This window comes from Stenotrophomonas sp. LST15-1-1.1 (assembly GCF_040815575.1).
Taxonomy (GTDB): Bacteria; Pseudomonadota; Gammaproteobacteria; order Xanthomonadales; family Xanthomonadaceae; genus Stenotrophomonas; species Stenotrophomonas lactitubi_B.
In genome coordinates this window covers 151625-166698 of record NZ_JBFPNJ010000033.1, presented here as the reverse complement: position 1 = coordinate 166698, position 15074 = coordinate 151625, and the positions used below count along the sequence as shown (strand labels likewise).

The following is a 15074-nucleotide window of genomic DNA, read 5'->3' as shown; positions in this document are numbered from 1 at the left end:
CGAGCGCGGCTGGCGTCCTTGTCATGCCATGGACGGCGCGGGCGTACGCCATCAGAGGCGAGGCAGATCCCTGCGACTGCGCTCAGAGAACGGAGCATGCCGATGACGCTTGCGCCGGAGTGTCATCCGCAAGCGCCGATAGCCGATGACGGTCGCCGTCGCGCACAGCGCGGCACCTGCCAGGCTGAGCAACAGCAGCATGATCAGGCGGCCGTTCTGCTGCCGCATCAGCGCGGGCAGATCCCAGCTGTGCAGGAAGGAAAACAACCAGCGGCCAACCCGCTCGCGCTTGCCCATCGTCAACAGCGGATCGCCGGTGGCCAGGTCGACATAGACGCGGGTTGCCCCAGCGTCATCGAAGTCGGCCATCGCCACCGGAAAGCGACGTACCGCGGCACCATTCATCGCCTCTGCAGCACGCGGGTAGAAGTAGGCATCGGGCGCCTGCAGAATGGTGAACCTGCGCAGGCGTGCGTCGGACATCGCCTCCACCCTGCCCTGCAGCCAGCCTGCATCGAATGCAGTGGATACCTGCAGTGCGCCGCCGCGCTCCGTGACCAGGCGTGAATCGGCATTGCCATCCAGCACCACCGCGAACAGGTCACCGCCGATCCGTCGCCACTGGATTTCCACCGGCACGAACTGCGGCGTGGCCACGGCAGCCAGCACCGCAGCCGGTTGCGCGATGGTGCCCGTATCCCTCGGCACCTCGCCGTGATAGCGCGCAACCTCGAGCGCAGCGTGTGAGCTGCTGAACACCCCCAGCGGATTCATCGACATCAAGCCACTGAAGATCCAGGTGAACACGAATGCGCTCGCCATCAACCCGATCAGGTGATGCCAGCGCATCCACGGTTCCTGGTACGGCGTCTTCGACCCTGAGCGGTACTGCCCGCGAAACCGCCAGCGCCAGATGCCGACCACGCCCCCGCTGACCGCGGCCACCGTGCACAGCGCCGACAGCACGATCACCATCCAGGTCCACACCGGGTCCACCGACTGCATGCGCAGGAAGTACAGCCAGTGCAGCCACGCACCCACATAGTTCCAGCGCTGCTGCAGACGCGGTGCATCCAGCACCACTTCGCCGGTGCGCGAGGACACATAGACATCACCAGGCTCTTCGCCACCCACGCCGACGCGGTACAGCGGCCGATGCGGATCAAGGCCGCGCGAATGCGTCCAGCGATCCTCGTCCAGCGACATGGCACCAACGAAAGCCGGCCCACCGGCGAACTGCGCGGCGGACACTTCGGCCAGCTGCGCCGATACAGGCGGCAATGCCTGCGCGGTAAGCGCCGACCATGCGCCCATGTTCGCCCCGGAGCGCACGACGTAGGCGGGCTCGCCACGCAGCGTCGTCAACACGATCCGCTCAGGCTCCTGTCGCACGGCGTCCGGCAGCACGGAAAGTGCCTGCCAGCCGCGTGCATCAGCCAGTGTGGGCAGCGCAGCCAAGCGTTCTCCCGGCGTCAGCTTCGGGTAACCGATGAACAGCATCACCATGCCGCTGACAAACCACAGCAACATCAGCAGGCACCCACCGATGCCCAGCCAACGGTGCACCAGGTAGGTCCAGCGCTTGGCAGTGGATCGCAGCGACATGGCGGCCGTCCTCAGAAGCGATGGTCGAAGGTGAATTCGACGCGCCGGTCGACGCCCAGCAGCCACTGCGTACTGGTGTAGTACGCCGTGGCGTAGTACGCCTTGTCGAACACGTTGAACATGCGCGCGGTCACCCGTGTACGTGGGGCTGCCTGCCAGGTCAGGGCCAGATCGGTGGTGGTGTAGCCCGGCAGCTGCAGCGTGTTGGCGTTGTCGGCGTAGCGCTTGCCCACGTAGCGCACGCCACCGGCCACGCTCCAGTCGGGCAGGAACTGCCAGCTCAACCAGACGTTGGCCAGGCGCTCGGCCACGTTCGGCGGCACGTTGCCATCACGCGAGACAATCACCGCCGGCGTGCCGGTGGCTTCCAGGAAATCCTCGAACTCGGCCTTGAGCACGGTCGCGTTGGCATCCAGCGACCACTGCGGCGCGAAGGCCCAGTTCAACGATGCTTCGATTCCCTTCGAGGCCTGTGCACCCACCTGCACGCGACGGTCCGGTTGCAACGGGTCACGGCTGAGCAGCCCGGTCTTGCGGATGCGATAGGCCGCCAGCGTCCACTCGCCCCCATCGAAGGCCTCCTTCATGCCGACCTCGATCTGCTTGCCCTTGGCCAGATCGAACACGCCATTGGCCGGACTGATCATCAACAGCCCACTGACCGGGTCTGCCGCCTGCGAGTACTGCGCATAGAGGGTCATCGACGGTTGTATCGCGAACACTGTGCCCGCGCGCCAGCCGGTGCTGTTGTAGGTCTTCGAGAACGCCCGCTGGCCGCTGACCAGGTCGTTGCGGTCGATCGTGGCGCGATCGTGACGCACGCCAGCAAGCACCGACCAACGCTCGCTCAGTTCCAGCCGGTCTTCCAGGAACAACGCGACCTGCTCGGCGCTGTTGCGGTAGCGCGGCAGGTTGGGTGCATCGCTGACGAACCCGCCGGGCACCGGGTTGAAGGGATCCACAGGCCCCGAGCTGCCCGCATAGGTGTTGTTGGTGTGCTTGAAATGCGCACGGTTGGCATCGAAGCCAACGGCGAAACTGTTGGGCAGACCACCCGCATTTCCCAGCAGGCGCAGCGTGGACGTCAGGCCGGTCTGGTCCTGGTTGTGGGTGATCTGGGTGTTGCCGGAGCGGTCGATGAGGCCGGTGCGCTCGTTGTAGACATAGGCCTCGGCGTTGCGCCAATCACGCTGGCTGTCGATCTGATAGACGCGCGTGCGCCATTCCACGTTCTCGTTCGGCGTCCACAGCGCATCGAGCTGGGTCCAACGGTCGCGGAAACGGATCACGCTGTCGGCCACGTTGTAGTTCTCGTGGCGCAGGGCATCCAGCTGCCGCCCGTCAATCAACGGCGTACCGAAGTAGCGCATCGGCTTCTGGTAGCCCTGCGCATGGGTCAGCGTCAACTGCAGATCCGCCCGTGGCTGCCACAGCAACGCACCGGAAAACGTAGCATCGCCGTTGTGGCCGCGGTCGACCCAGCCGCTGCTGTAGTTGCCGCTGACGTCCACGCGGTAGGCCAGCGCCGGCGTGAGCGCACCGCCACTGCCGAATCCGAGTCGCGCGGTGTCTTCGCTGCCCAGGGTCACGCTTACCTCGTTCTCGATGGCACCGCGCGAAGGCTTCTTCGGCACGATGTTGACCACGCCGCCGATGGCGCCATCACCATGGATGACCGAGGCCGGCCCACGCAGCACCTCGATGCGCTCGATCGACCAGGTATCGAACGGGAAGGTGATGCCCACGCCGCCGTACTGGCGCAGGCCGTCATACAGGCGCATCACCGAGGCGCCATCGGTAAAGCCATGGCTGGACAGCGCACTCAGGCCGTTGCCCGGATGGGGAAGTGCGCTGATCGCGCCGGCGCGGGTGATCGCGTCGTTGAGAGTGGAATCACCGCGCTGCTCCAACTGCTCGCGCGAAATCACGGTCAGGCTGGCCGGGGTCTGCAGCACGCTCAGGCCGAGGGCCGAACCGGTGCTGGCGGTGGAGGACAGCTCACCGCTGCGGGTATCCACCACGCGGACGGTATCCAGGGTGGTCGGTGGTGCCGCGTCGGAAGCAAGGGCAGAAGCGGAGTGCAGCAGCAGCGCACAAGCGACAGACAGCGCCGCCCGGCGCAGGCGCGCGGAGTTTGGGTTTGTTTTCATTGTTTCACGGCATGCAAGGCCACCCCGCAGTAGCAGGGAAGCTCAAGGAGTTCGGGAAACGCGCACGCAGTAGTGCCAGGCCATGCCTGGCAGCTCGGGAGAATCAATCCAAGGGCGCACGCGCAGGGCTCAAGCAGCCAGCAGTACCGGTGGTCCACGCGCGCCTAACGTGCCGCTGATCCGCTGCGGCAACGCCTGCACTGCACCGCGCAGCGCGCGGCACACCGGCGCCAGCGGCACCATCAACAGCAGCGTCGCCACCAGCAGGGTGATCAGTCGTGCGGCAATCAGGCAGTAGTCGCAGTCCACGCCCATCTCGTGGTCGGCGTGTGGATCGGCCGGCGGCTTCGGTGCCGCTTCGCCATGCTGCATTGCCATCGCGTGATGGTCGTGGTGCCCTTCCATCGCATGCTGTGCGTGCAGGGTATGGTCCATGACCGCCACCGGTGCAGCAACAGCAACGTGCGCATGCGCCAGCCAGCGGCTCACCAGCGGGGCAAGCAGCACCAGCAGCATGGCAAGCCATGCCAGGGCCTGGAACCGGCGGTGGAGAACAGAGCGGCGCACCCGGCCATTCTACGAGGCCGAGGGCAACCTTGGACCACGTTCAGGGTTGCCGTTTCGGCCCTGCGACATCGTGACGCAGGGGCTGCCACGCGGGGATATCACCGGAGCTGCCGGAAAGGCGACCGATGTGACCGGCACGTTCCGTCCCCTGGCGACAACGCTAGAACCGCGCAGGCTGCTGCACAGCGCGTTCCAGGAACATGACGCCCGCCTGCAGGCTGTTGCGGGCGTTCTCCAACCAGCGCTCCGGATCGGCTACCGCGAACCGCTCCTGTGCGTCCACATCCCCCGAGTCAGCCAGGTCGGCCAGCTGCAGATGGATGTGGTGCTCCACCAGGCTCATCAATACAGCGAGCTCGGCCGATACCCCGGCGATGCGTTCGGTGAAGCCAGCGTCGTTGCTGTTCAGAGACATGTCCCCTGTTCCTATGCGTTGCGGTGTTGATGGATGGCTTCGAAACGCTCGGCACAGGCAGGCCCACAGAACAGTCTGGCCGGATCGTTTTCGAAGTCTTCGCTGCAGTCCGGGTTGTGGCATTCCCCAGTGGGTGTGAGAGGAGCAACGTTGCTGGCCCGCACTGCGTGCTGGGCCAAGGCGCGTTGCAGGTGGCGCGCTTCCAGTTCCTGCGCTTCGTCGATGGTGTCCGTCATGCCAGTCGTATTTTATCGGGGGGTGGTCGCACCGATTGAGAACGCCGCGACGGTCGCGTGAGGCGGGAGCGCGGCGTCGGACAGGCGTATTTCATCGGGTTCGTTTTCAGACATGCGGACTCCTTGTGCATGGTGCCCAGGCCGGGCTATGAGAGAGAGCGAAGGGCCGTGTCGAACGGCACCGGCATCATCGGAAAATGCGTTCTCGCCGGCTGCGACGCATCGATGCCACGAAGCGATCTGCGACCGTCATCGCAGATCTCTCGCAGACAATGACGCCACGCCATTCCGGGGATGAAAGGTGCCACAAGGTGTTGCAAAAACAAGCCCATTCCGACACCATGATGACATCACCACCTTCCATCACCCACTGACCACTTTGCGTCGGTCAGCCGCCGCATGTCCCGCGTACAGCGGGCAGCAGACAGCACCATGGCCGCAACCGGCTTCGGTGAACCGAACCATGCTTCAAGGGGGCCCCGCCGAATGCAGACACCGCACCCAGTGCAGGACATCGTTCCAGCCTTCCTGCAGGCCATGCACGCACACGGCATCGTGCCTGATGCGCGTGGCCGCGATGCACTCAAGGCTGACGGCACGCTGGTGCGCTTCCATGTCGAGGGGGATCGCCGCGGCACCCGCAATGGCTGGGCCGTACTGTTCGGAGACAACGTGCCCGCCGGCGAGTTCGGCAGCTGGCGTACCGGTCTGCGCCATGGATGGTGTGCGAAGTCGCCGACGTCGCTGACCGCCGCCGAACAGCGCGCAATCCGGCAGCGCCAGGAAGCGGCCCGCGCGGACCGGGAAAGACAGCAGCGCGAGCGCGAAGACGCGGCGGCCAAGGCGGCCAATGTCCTGTGGAACCGTGCCGTGCCTGCCGATGCCAGCCATCCGTATCTTGTGCGCAAGGGCATCCAGCCGCACGGCCTGCGCGTAGCGGCGTGGCCGGTGCGCAACAGCGAAGGCCTGGTGTTCCGGCACATCGACAACGCACTGCTGGTTCCGGTGATGAATGCCACAGGCCGCATCGTCTCGCTGCAGGCGATCTTTCCACGCATGGATCTGGCGCTTGGTCGCGACAAGGACTTCCTGGCTGGCGGCCGCAAACAGGGCTGCTTCCATGTCCTCGGCAAGCCGCTGTCCAGCGAGTCCATCGCCATCGCCGAGGGCTATGCCACCGCGGAGTCCATCCATCAGGCGACCGGCTGGTGCGTGGTGGTGGCCTGGGACGCCGGCAACCTGGCATCGGTCGCGCGGGCATGGCGAACCGCCATGCCCGAGGCAAGCTTCGTGATCTGTGCCGACAACGACCAATGGACCCGGCAGCCGCTGGACAATCCCGGCGTCACCCACGCCACGCATGCCGCTGCGGAGATCGACGCACGCGTGGTATGGCCCGAGTTCGCCATTCTGCACGACGAGGAGCACCGGCCCACCGACTTCAACGATCTGCATCTGCGCGAGGGACTGGAAGTTCTGCGTGCGCAGTTGATGCCCGCCGCTGCCGCCACCGGGGATGAAGCCGCCACAGAGGATGACGCACCGGCAACGGCCGCTGCGCGCTATCTGGTGCCCGGCAATCTCTCCGCCTTCGACACCTTCACCCCGTTCCCCGACTGCAGCGCGCGTGGCCGACCATTGCCGACCGCACGCAATCTGGCCGAACTGTGCCGGCGCACCGGCGTGACCGTGCGCTACAACGTCATCCGCAAGGATCTGGAAATCCTCGTCCCCGGCCTGCAGACCACGGTGGACAACGCCAAGGAGGTCGCCGCCGGCGAAGTGATGGACTGCATGCACCGCGCCGGCATGGCCATCGCCAGCTTCGAGACCAACCTGTGCCAGGTAGCCGAAGCCAATCCGTACAACCCGGTCGCCAGCTGGATCACCTCACGGCCATGGGATGGGCAATCGCGCCTGCAGGCGTTCTTCGATACGGTGCAGGAAGCCCAGCCGACACGCATGGCCGACGGCCGCGTCCTGAAGGAGATCCTGATGCGACGCTGGTTGATCTCCGGTGTTGCCGCCGCATTCGAACCCGATGGCGTGGTCGCGCGCGGCATACTGACCTTCGTGTCGAAGCAGAACCTGGGCAAGACGCGCTGGGCGCGGCAGCTGGCGCCGGCCGAGCTGCAGCTGATCGCCGATGGCGTGGTGCTCGACCCGGCCAACAAGGACAGCGTCAAGCAGGTGATTTCCAAGTGGATCGTCGAGCTGGGCGAGGTCGATGCCACGTTCCGCCGCACCGATATCGCCGCGTTGAAATCGTTCATCTCCCGCAGCCATGATGAGATCCGGCGTCCCTATGCGCGCACCGAATCACGCTACGCGCGGCGCACGATCCTGTTCGCCAGTGTCAATGACGAACGCTTCCTGCGCGACGCCACCGGCAATACACGCTGGTGGACCGTGCACGCGGTGGCGCTGGGCGAACCCGCACGGATCGACATGCAGCAGGTCTGGGCCGAAGCCCATGCGCTCTACTGCAGCGGCGAGACCTGGCATCTGGCCAGCGATGAGCTGGACGCGCTGAACGCCACCAACAGCGAACACGAACCGATCTCGCCGATTGCCGAGCTGATCGACCGTCACTTCGACTGGTCATTGCCTGCCGAGCACCGGAGCACGCCCTATCGTGCCACCGAGATCGCCATTGCGGTGGGCATCGACAAGCCCAACCGCCGTGACGTCAACGAGGCGGCAGCCTACGTGGTCAAGCGCCATGATGTGCGTACCAAGCTGATCGGCAAGGAGCGGGCTAAGGTGTGGCTGATGCCACCGCGCAGCCGCAGCGCCGCCGAGCACGCCGCCGGACCGTTCTGATGCCGCGAACCCACGACAGACGTCATGTCTGCAGCGGCAGCGTCGAGTGGCGCTTGGACTGCGAGGCACGGCACTTGCTGGGGCTGGGCGGCTACCACTGCATCGATGCGCGCGGACGCAGGATCAGGATCGGTCCGCGCCGACACCGCCAGCAGTACCTCCAGCGCGTGCAGGCAGCCCGCGGCCCTGCCGAGCGTGATCGGCTGGCAAGGGCCGCGATGCGGATATGGGATGCAACAGTCCCGTGCCCCGAAAACTGGACACAAGTAGATGAAAGGTGTTGACTAACGGCGTGCACAAAGGCAGCATACCGGTAACGGCCACGCCACCTTGCAGGAGCCCAGCCATGCCTCGCGCCCGTCTGCATGCCTTCGATGGCGAACAGCTGACCGTGCAGCAGATCCATCAACGCGTACCGGTGCTGTCGCAGCGGACCATCCGCGACCACCTCTCCGCCGGCCGCCGCACGTCCACGGCGATGCTGTGCTTCGACCCCATCGCCGCCGCAGCACGCGGTGGCCGCATCACCCAGCGCATCCTGCGCGCCCGCAGCAGCACCGGCAGCGATTGTTGACTGCCGCCGCACCTGTGCATTCCCCGAGGAGTAGACACCGCATGATCCCCGCCTCGCTCGACAGCAGCCAGCGCATGATCGCCGACACACTGGCCGCATTCCGCTGCGGATCCGCCTTTGCCAGCGTGCCGCTGCACTCGGTCCCGTTGACGCGGCCACCGCTCTACATCGGCATCGCCGGTGGCAAGGGCGTTGGCAAGGACACCCTCGCCAACGGGCTGGCCTCTGCGCTGGCACTGCCCTGTGACACATTCGCTTCCCGGCTACGGCAAAGCGCCGGCGCCGAAAGAGGCCGCGAACACGTTCATCCGCAGCTGTGGGTACGCTCGTTGTTCTCACGCCTGCCCACAGGTGGCCTGGTTCCCGATGTCCATTTCGATGACGAGGCACGCGCCATCCGTCGCCAGGGTGGCATTGTCATCCGCATCACCCGCCCCGGCCACGAAAGCGTGGACCTGCATGCCGGCAGCCAACCGCTGCCCGCCGCGCTGATCGATATCGAGCTGCACAACGACCGCAGCGCGGCCGATCTGGTGCGCACGGCACTGGACCAGTTGATGTGCCGTGGCGTGATCTGAACGGCCTGCCGGAACCGCCGCCGCGCGACGGGCCGGTCCGTTGCTTTTTTCATCCATAACGCAGGTTCCGGCCCATCATCGGCGAAAATGATGTAAGGTCGTCCCCCATCAATGACGGCACCTGCCGTCACCCTGCATCCCCAACCGCTTTCGCAGAGAGGAAATGTCATGGAGGTCGAACAGTTCACGTCGACACGCCAGAAGGCCATCGCGTTGTTCAAGTCGCAGCCCAAGGGTGGCAAGGACATCGTGAGTCTGGATGCGATCTTCATTTCGCTGTGCTCGCTGGCCAGCGCCCAGCCCGACGCCGCTGCCGCCAAACAGGCGCGTACCGCCGCCCGCCCCGGCAACCAGCAGCCCCCTGCCCCCTGGTTCACCGAGACGCTGGCCGCACTCAAGGGCAAGGGCGAGTCGATCACCGTGGCACGCTTCCTGATGTTCGCCAACCGTTTCCCGGTCAAGCGCATGGACCAGGTCAATGCAGCCCGCTGGCTGCGAGATGCCGGCTATATCCCGCGCAAGACCGGCGGCAACCTGGTGTTCGACCTTTGACCCAGCGCCACCTGCAGTCCTGAAGCCCCGGCATCGTCCGGGGCTTTTTCGTTTCAGGGCCCGGCGCAACCGGCACGAGGATTGTTCCCACTGGCCGTCCTCACCCTGTACCTGCCTCCTTCCCTTGTCCTGTCTTTGTCTGCAGCAGATGAGGACGAGGAGTACTGCAGAACCAGAAGATCGACAGGCAAGGATGAAAGACAACGCGTGGCGAGTTGCAAACCTGCGCATGCAGGTCCTCGGCGATCCTCGCGCATGCATCTGAACACCTTCAGCCGCATACTTCGAAAGTAGATGAAAGGTGTTGACGTGATGGGCGGGATGGCAACAGTGGATACCAATGCCACTGACCAACCTCGCCATGAACGCCCTGCCCGACAGCATCCAGACCCTTGCCGAGGTCATCGGCGAATCCGCAGCCCTCACGCTGGTGCGTACGTGGCCGCCGACCACCTCCAGCACCACCGGACGCCACCGCGTCATTGTCTATGTCCCGTCCACCCTGCCCGATCAGCATCGACTGATCGACATTCTTGGGCTGGAGGTGGCCCAGCGGCTGGTCGCCCACTTCGGTGGTGAACTGCTGTTCCTGGCCTCCTGCTTCGCCGCCAGTGCGCATGAACGTCGCGAGCAGATCGCACGCGCGGTGGCCAGCGGCATGCCCCGCGAGCACGTGGCGCAGGAGTTCGGCGTATCGCAGACCACCATCAAGCGCGCCCTCCGCGGTGCGCGCTCTGCCCCGGCCCCTGCCGTCCATCCGGCCCTGCTGAAGGGGTACGCACGCGCATGAACGAGAGTGACCTGCTGGCCGGTGTGCCGGACTGGGCCAAGTACCTGGGCGGCACCTCCGGGGTGCTGATCGCAGTGTCGTTGTGGCTGCGGCAATGGCTGTCGTCCGCCAAGGTCGACCGCACCGCCGATGAAGCCACCAGCAACACCCTGCGCACCCTGCAGGAACAGCTGGCCGCCGAACGCACACGCGCCGATGGACTGATGCACGAACGCGAGGCCATGGCCCAGGAGATTGGCCAGCTGCGCGGTGAAGTCAGCGCCCTGCGCGCGCAGATTGCCCAGCAGAGCGTGCAGATCGATGCGCTGCTGGACCTGGTGCGCAAGCGTTCGGGAGCGACGGCATGACCGCCGCCGCAGCCAGCGCCCTCGGTGGCGCCAACGTGGCCGCGTTCCTGGACATGCTGGCCGTATCCGAAGGCACCGATATTCCCGGCCAGCGCTCCCGCAATCGCGGCTACGACGTGATCGTCGGCGACCAGCTTTTCAACGATTCCCGCGACCATCCGCGCGTACTGGTGTCGCTGCCACGCTACGGCATCAAGTCCAGCGCCGCCGGCCGCTACCAGTTCCTGCGCAGCACCTGGGACGACCTTCGAGCACGTCTGGACCTGCCGGACTTCGGCCCGGTCTCGCAGGACCGCGCGGCGGTGGCGCTGCTCAAACAATGCGGTGCCTACGATCTGATCCGCCTGGGCCGCTTCGATGCGGCGGTCGCCGCCGCCCGCCGCATCTGGGCGTCGCTGCCGGGCGCCGGCTACGGGCAGAAGGAGCACGCACTGGAGACGCTGCGCGCCGCCTATCGCGCTGCTGGGGGGCTTCTGCAGTGATGCCGATTCCCGTGAGGCTTCGCATCGCCCTGCTGGGCCTGGTTGCCAGCCACGTGGGCTGCGCCTGGCTGGGCTGGGAGCTGCGTGACCGCAGCGCGGATCTCGCTGCCGCCAGCGCACAGGTCGCGCAGCAGACCAGACGTGCCGACACCGCACTCGTCGCGCGCCAGCAGGACCACACCAACGTGCAGGCCGGCGTACAGGTCGAATCACAGCGCCTGGCCATGCAGTCCGCGCGCACCCGCCAGTTCAACACCCTGCAACAGGACATCGACACCCATGCCAAGACTCCTGGTCGCGACCGCGGCGATGCTGATGCTGAGTTCGTGCGCATCTGGCGCGAAGCCAATGCCGGCCGCCCTCGTCATCCCTGACATCAGTATTGCACCGGCACAACTGCGCGCGCCGCAGGAACTGCCCGATCTGCAGGCCGCCGATGACGATGCGCTGCTGCGCAACCACGTGGCCGTGGCGCGCCAGTACCACGAACTGGCCGACCAGATGCGCGCGCTGCTGTGCAGCCTCGGCAGCCAGCAAGGTTTCACCGTCAATGGTGCACCACCACGGATGCCTGCGGGCTGCCTCGCTGATGGCAGTGCCAGCGCTCACGGACCGCGCCGGCCCTGATCGAGCCAGCCACGGCCACGCGTGCAATGCCCCGCGCCCCTGCCAATGGCAACACTACATGCAGAAAGCGCGTGCCGCGGCCCGCCGCGTTCTTCCTTCCATTCATCGCATGAGCTGACATGGCAACCGACACCCCCTCCTCCACCCTGGACGCGCTGCACGCCGCCATCGAAGCGGCGATCCGGGCGCGCTTCCCGGATCTGGCCACCGTCGAGTTCTATCGCGAGGCCAACAATGATGCCTTGCCCACGCCCGCCTGCCTGCTGGCCATGACCCGTTGCGACCGCGGCAAGGACAGCGATGATGGCGGCGGCCAACTGCAGGCTGTGCTGCGCTTTGAAGCTCGCATCTCAGTGCAGTCCGCTGCAGCCGGCGCTGCATTGCAGCTGCGCAGGAAGGCCGTGACCCTGGCCACCTGGCTGCATCAGCTCGGCCGCTTTCCCGGTGCGCCCAGCGGCGCGATCGAGGTGATCGCCGCGCTACCCGAGGATGCCGCAGCGGCGCAGCCGGATCTGCGCACGTGGATCGTCGAATGGTCAGTGCCCATTGCGCTGGGCGGCAATGCCTGGGAGGACGCCGATGGCGTGGTACCGCAGGCGTCCTACAGCTTCGCACCGCAGATCGGCCGGGCCCATGAGTCGCACTACCAACCGCTCGCGGAGGGCACACCATGAGCGCTGAGCATGCCCGGTTGATCGGCAACCTGTTGATGATCGGCGTCGTGCGCGAGCTCGATGAAGCCGGCAGCCGCGTGCGCGTCGATGCCGACGGCATGCTCACCGACTGGATTCCCTGGCTGGAACGCCGTGCCGGACCGGGCATGCGCAGCTGGTGCGCACCGGAGCCCGGCGAACAGGTGGTGCTGGCGTGTCCGTATGGCGACCCAGGCCAGGCTCTGGTACTCGGCAGCCTGTACCAGGATCGCTTTCCCGCACCGGCCGACACACGCCAGCTGCAGCGCACGCAGTACGCCGACGGCAGTCTTGTCGAGTACGACCGCGAAACCACCACGCTGACCATCAGCGTCGGCAGCGGCAAGGTCATCGTCAACTGCGCCAACGCAGAAGTGCATGCCAGTGAATCGGTACTGCTCGACACGCCGTCGATCAGGGCAACCGGCAACCTGGACGTCACGGGTGCGATCACCGCAGGCAAGGACATCAGCACATCGGCAGACGTCAAGGCTGGTGCCATCAGCCTGAAGTCACACAAACACACCGCCCAGGGCCCGACGGCTCCCACCACGCCGGCACAGCCGTGATGGGCCATCGCTGCAATGCCCTGAAAACCCGTACTCCACGACGATAGAGACCATGCGAGGAATCGACGCCAACACCGGCAAACCACTGGATGGGCTGGCCCATCTGCACCAGTCCGTGCGTGACGTTCTCACCACGCCCCTTGGCTCCCGGGTCCTGCGTCGCGAGTACGGCTCGCGCATCTTCGAATTGATCGATGCGCCAACCAACCGCTCGCTGCGCATGGACCTGATCGCGGCCACCGTCGACGCACTCGCGCGATGGGAACCGCGTCTGCACGTCGAGAACGTCGACGTCTCACTCCCCGCCCCTGGCGTGATGATCCTGGCAGTGACCGGGATCCACCTGCCGGATGGCGAGGCCATCACCATCGAAGGAATCGAGGTTCGCTAACCGTGGCATCCGGCTCGTTCACCAGTGTCAATCTCTCCCAGCTGCCGGCCCCGGCGGTCATCGAAGTGCTCGATTTCGAAGCAATGTTCGATGAGTCGCTGACTGCATTGCAGGCGCTGGACCCCACGTTCGACGCGCTGCTGCCGTCGGATCCCGCCTTCAAGATCCTGGAAGTCTGCACCTACCTGCGCCTGCTCGACCGACAGCGCGTCAACGATGCCGCGCGTGGCGTCATGCTGGCCTACGCCGTGGGCAGCGATCTGGATCAGCTCGCGGCGATCTTCGGCATTGCACGCCTGGTACTCGATCCCGGCAAGCCGCAGGAGGGCGTCCTTCCCCGCTACGAGAACGACGAGGACTTCCGTCGCCGCATCCAGCTGGGACCGGAAGGCTTCAGCGTGGCCGGCCCGGAAGGTGCCTACGTATTCCATGCACTGAGCGCGGATCCGCGCGTGCTGGATGCCAGCGCCACCAGCAGCACGCCCGGTGAGGTCGTTGTATCGGTGCTGTCGCGTGAAGCCGACGGCACCGCCACCCAGGGCCTGCTTGACGTGGTCGAGGCGAAGCTGAGCGCAGATGACGTGCGCCCGTTGACCGATCACGTACTGGTGAAACCGGCGACGATCATCAACTACGCCGTCACCGCCACGCTGTACACCTTCGCCGGTCCCGACTCGCAGGTCGTGTTGGCTGAAGCACGCACACGCCTGGATCGCTACATCATCGAATCGCATCGTCTCGGCCGCGACGTGACCCGCTCCGGGTTGTTCGCTGCATTGCATGCCGAAGGCGTACAGCGCGTGGTGATCGACAGCCCCGCCGCGGACGTGGTGGTGGACCGTACCCAGGCCACATACTGCACCGCCGTGACGCTGGCCCACGGTGGCAACGATGAGTGAGGCCACCACGCGCCAGGTCAATGCGCGTCTGCGTGGCGCGGTTGATGGGAAGAACCAGGTATTCCGCCATCCCGGCGGCATGCTCGCAACGGTGCAGGCGGTGTATCGCACGGATGGGCAGGGACGCCAGCGCCTGAACGATGTTTCCATCGCCGGTAGCGTGGTCACCCTCGCAGCCGCGCCTGTGCCCGGCGTGATCATCGACGCTGACGCACAGGTCCGGGTGCCGTCATCGGACAACCTGCTGCCGCCCAATGCCACCCATGCCGAGCGCGCACTGTCGTGGGCGATCGTTGCCCGCCCGCTGCCGGTGGACATCACTGCCCTGTGGGACGCCGATCGCTGTCCGGCGGCGTTGCTGCCCTGGCTGGCGTGGGCGCTGTCGGTGGACGAATGGAAGGCGTACTGGCCCGAACCGGTGAAACGCGCGCGGGTACGCGCGGCGATCGCCATCCAGCGCCGCAAGGGCACGGCCGGCAGCGTGCGCGACGTGGTCGCAGCGTTCGGGGGTTCAGTGCTGATCCGCGAATGGTGGCAGCTGCAGCCGAAGGGACCGCCGCATACCTTCGAAGCGGTGATGACCATTGCCAACCAGGGCGGCACCCCAGCCACCGCGATGTTCGTCGAGGACGTCATCGGCGAGATCACCCGCACCAAGCCGGTGCGCTCGCACTTCACCTTCACCCAGGGCATGCAGGCCGACGCAGCAATCGGCGCGCTTGCAGCCGCACACGCCACGGCCTTCCGCCGCATCCAACTGATCGGAGAGTAAACCCC

Annotated in this window: 19 protein-coding genes; 14 read left to right on the top strand and 5 right to left on the bottom strand. The window is 66.2% G+C overall.

The window, feature by feature from the left end; all coding sequences use genetic code 11:
• Positions 1-51: 51 nt before the first annotated feature.
• From MRBLST15_RS19740 to MRBLST15_RS19720, 5 genes are all read right to left on the bottom strand, one after another.
• On the bottom strand, positions 52-1605 hold the full coding sequence (locus MRBLST15_RS19740) for a PepSY domain-containing protein (RefSeq protein WP_367787500.1): 1554 nt from the start codon (positions 1603-1605) through the stop codon (positions 52-54).
• An 11-nt stretch (positions 1606-1616) separates the two neighbouring features.
• On the bottom strand, positions 1617-3755 hold the full coding sequence (locus tag MRBLST15_RS19735; RefSeq protein ID WP_367787498.1) for a TonB-dependent receptor: 2139 nt from the start codon (positions 3753-3755) through the stop codon (positions 1617-1619).
• 129 nt (positions 3756-3884) lie between these two features.
• Entirely contained in the window at positions 3885-4271 is a 387-nt protein-coding gene (locus tag MRBLST15_RS19730; protein ID WP_367787496.1) for a DUF2946 family protein, read from the bottom strand.
• Positions 4272-4482: 211 nt separating this feature from the next.
• Positions 4483-4737, bottom strand: coding sequence for a hypothetical protein (locus MRBLST15_RS19725; protein WP_089239227.1), 255 nt, complete (start codon positions 4735-4737; stop codon positions 4483-4485).
• Positions 4738-4748: 11 nt separating this feature from the next.
• Positions 4749-4973 carry a hypothetical protein gene (locus MRBLST15_RS19720; protein ID WP_089239225.1) on the bottom strand — a complete coding sequence of 75 codons (225 nt, stop codon included), beginning with the start codon at positions 4971-4973 and terminating at the stop codon, positions 4749-4751.
• Positions 4974-5459: 486 nt separating this feature from the next.
• On the opposite strand from MRBLST15_RS19720, the gene MRBLST15_RS19715 reads away from it, so the two are divergent.
• The 14 genes from MRBLST15_RS19715 (at position 5460) to MRBLST15_RS19650 (ending at position 15069) form a co-directional block, all read left to right on the top strand.
• Positions 5460-7796: a VapE domain-containing protein gene (locus MRBLST15_RS19715; protein ID WP_367787493.1), complete on the top strand. Its 2337-nt coding sequence runs from the start codon at positions 5460-5462 to the stop codon at positions 7794-7796.
• A 346-nt stretch (positions 7797-8142) separates the two neighbouring features.
• A complete protein-coding gene (locus MRBLST15_RS19710) occupies positions 8143-8370 on the top strand; it encodes a hypothetical protein (protein ID WP_265951886.1) in 228 nt (75 codons plus the stop codon).
• Between the two features lie 41 nt (positions 8371-8411).
• Positions 8412-8948: a hypothetical protein gene (locus MRBLST15_RS19705; RefSeq protein ID WP_265951885.1), complete on the top strand. Its 537-nt coding sequence runs from the start codon at positions 8412-8414 to the stop codon at positions 8946-8948.
• 168 nt (positions 8949-9116) lie between these two features.
• Positions 9117-9500 carry a hypothetical protein gene (locus tag MRBLST15_RS19700; protein WP_367787490.1) on the top strand — a complete coding sequence of 128 codons (384 nt, stop codon included), beginning with the start codon at positions 9117-9119 and terminating at the stop codon, positions 9498-9500.
• A gap of 361 nt (positions 9501-9861) precedes the next feature.
• Positions 9862-10290 (top strand): Mor transcription activator family protein, encoded by a 429-nt coding sequence (locus MRBLST15_RS19695; protein WP_312704680.1) that lies wholly within the window; start codon positions 9862-9864, stop codon positions 10288-10290.
• Positions 10287-10637, top strand: a complete 351-nt coding sequence (locus MRBLST15_RS19690) for a hypothetical protein (protein ID WP_099819223.1) — start codon at positions 10287-10289, stop codon at positions 10635-10637. Before MRBLST15_RS19695 ends, MRBLST15_RS19690 begins: the two co-directional genes overlap by 4 nt.
• Positions 10634-11119 (top strand): glycoside hydrolase family 104 protein, encoded by a 486-nt coding sequence (locus tag MRBLST15_RS19685; RefSeq protein WP_367787487.1) that lies wholly within the window; start codon positions 10634-10636, stop codon positions 11117-11119. Before MRBLST15_RS19690 ends, MRBLST15_RS19685 begins: the two co-directional genes overlap by 4 nt.
• Before the next feature lie 11 nt (positions 11120-11130).
• Positions 11131-11493 (top strand): hypothetical protein, encoded by a 363-nt coding sequence (locus MRBLST15_RS19680; protein ID WP_265951880.1) that lies wholly within the window; start codon positions 11131-11133, stop codon positions 11491-11493.
• Positions 11468-11746 carry a hypothetical protein gene (locus MRBLST15_RS19675; protein ID WP_265951879.1) on the top strand — a complete coding sequence of 93 codons (279 nt, stop codon included), beginning with the start codon at positions 11468-11470 and terminating at the stop codon, positions 11744-11746. The genes MRBLST15_RS19680 and MRBLST15_RS19675 overlap by 26 nt, the downstream gene beginning before the upstream one ends.
• Positions 11747-11865: 119 nt before the next feature.
• Positions 11866-12420, top strand: coding sequence for a hypothetical protein (locus tag MRBLST15_RS19670; RefSeq protein ID WP_265951878.1), 555 nt, complete (start codon positions 11866-11868; stop codon positions 12418-12420).
• Positions 12417-13007, top strand: a complete 591-nt coding sequence (locus MRBLST15_RS19665; protein ID WP_265951877.1) for a phage baseplate assembly protein V — start codon at positions 12417-12419, stop codon at positions 13005-13007. The genes MRBLST15_RS19670 and MRBLST15_RS19665 overlap by 4 nt, the downstream gene beginning before the upstream one ends.
• A 52-nt stretch (positions 13008-13059) precedes the next feature.
• On the top strand, positions 13060-13398 hold the full coding sequence (locus tag MRBLST15_RS19660) for a GPW/gp25 family protein (RefSeq protein ID WP_265951876.1): 339 nt from the start codon (positions 13060-13062) through the stop codon (positions 13396-13398).
• A 2-nt stretch (positions 13399-13400) separates the two neighbouring features.
• Positions 13401-14297, top strand: coding sequence for a baseplate assembly protein (locus tag MRBLST15_RS19655; RefSeq protein WP_367787485.1), 897 nt, complete (start codon positions 13401-13403; stop codon positions 14295-14297).
• Positions 14290-15069 (top strand): phage tail protein I, encoded by a 780-nt coding sequence (locus MRBLST15_RS19650; RefSeq protein ID WP_367787483.1) that lies wholly within the window; start codon positions 14290-14292, stop codon positions 15067-15069. Before MRBLST15_RS19655 ends, MRBLST15_RS19650 begins: the two co-directional genes overlap by 8 nt.
• The last annotated feature ends 5 nt before the right edge of the window (positions 15070-15074 follow it).

Coding starts and splice junctions, on each gene's coding strand:
- MRBLST15_RS19690 (WP_099819223.1), top strand. CDS start 10,287: ATGAACGAGAGTGACCTGCTGGCCGGTGTGCCGGACTGGGCCAAGTAC.
- MRBLST15_RS19715 (WP_367787493.1), top strand. CDS start 5,460: ATGCAGACACCGCACCCAGTGCAGGACATCGTTCCAGCCTTCCTGCAG.
- MRBLST15_RS19660 (WP_265951876.1), top strand. CDS start 13,060: ATGCGAGGAATCGACGCCAACACCGGCAAACCACTGGATGGGCTGGCC.
- MRBLST15_RS19705 (WP_265951885.1), top strand. CDS start 8,412: ATGATCCCCGCCTCGCTCGACAGCAGCCAGCGCATGATCGCCGACACA.
- MRBLST15_RS19725 (WP_089239227.1), bottom strand. CDS start 4,737: ATGTCTCTGAACAGCAACGACGCTGGCTTCACCGAACGCATCGCCGGG.
- MRBLST15_RS19685 (WP_367787487.1), top strand. CDS start 10,634: ATGACCGCCGCCGCAGCCAGCGCCCTCGGTGGCGCCAACGTGGCCGCG.
- MRBLST15_RS19735 (WP_367787498.1), bottom strand. CDS start 3,755: ATGAAAACAAACCCAAACTCCGCGCGCCTGCGCCGGGCGGCGCTGTCT.
- MRBLST15_RS19730 (WP_367787496.1), bottom strand. CDS start 4,271: ATGCTGCTGGTGCTGCTTGCCCCGCTGGTGAGCCGCTGGCTGGCGCAT.
- MRBLST15_RS19650 (WP_367787483.1), top strand. CDS start 14,290: ATGAGTGAGGCCACCACGCGCCAGGTCAATGCGCGTCTGCGTGGCGCG.
- MRBLST15_RS19710 (WP_265951886.1), top strand. CDS start 8,143: ATGCCTCGCGCCCGTCTGCATGCCTTCGATGGCGAACAGCTGACCGTG.
- MRBLST15_RS19720 (WP_089239225.1), bottom strand. CDS start 4,973: ATGACGGACACCATCGACGAAGCGCAGGAACTGGAAGCGCGCCACCTG.
- MRBLST15_RS19665 (WP_265951877.1), top strand. CDS start 12,417: ATGAGCGCTGAGCATGCCCGGTTGATCGGCAACCTGTTGATGATCGGC.
- MRBLST15_RS19675 (WP_265951879.1), top strand. CDS start 11,468: ATGCCGGCCGCCCTCGTCATCCCTGACATCAGTATTGCACCGGCACAA.
- MRBLST15_RS19700 (WP_367787490.1), top strand. CDS start 9,117: ATGGAGGTCGAACAGTTCACGTCGACACGCCAGAAGGCCATCGCGTTG.
- MRBLST15_RS19670 (WP_265951878.1), top strand. CDS start 11,866: ATGGCAACCGACACCCCCTCCTCCACCCTGGACGCGCTGCACGCCGCC.
- MRBLST15_RS19695 (WP_312704680.1), top strand. CDS start 9,862: ATGAACGCCCTGCCCGACAGCATCCAGACCCTTGCCGAGGTCATCGGC.
- MRBLST15_RS19740 (WP_367787500.1), bottom strand. CDS start 1,605: ATGTCGCTGCGATCCACTGCCAAGCGCTGGACCTACCTGGTGCACCGT.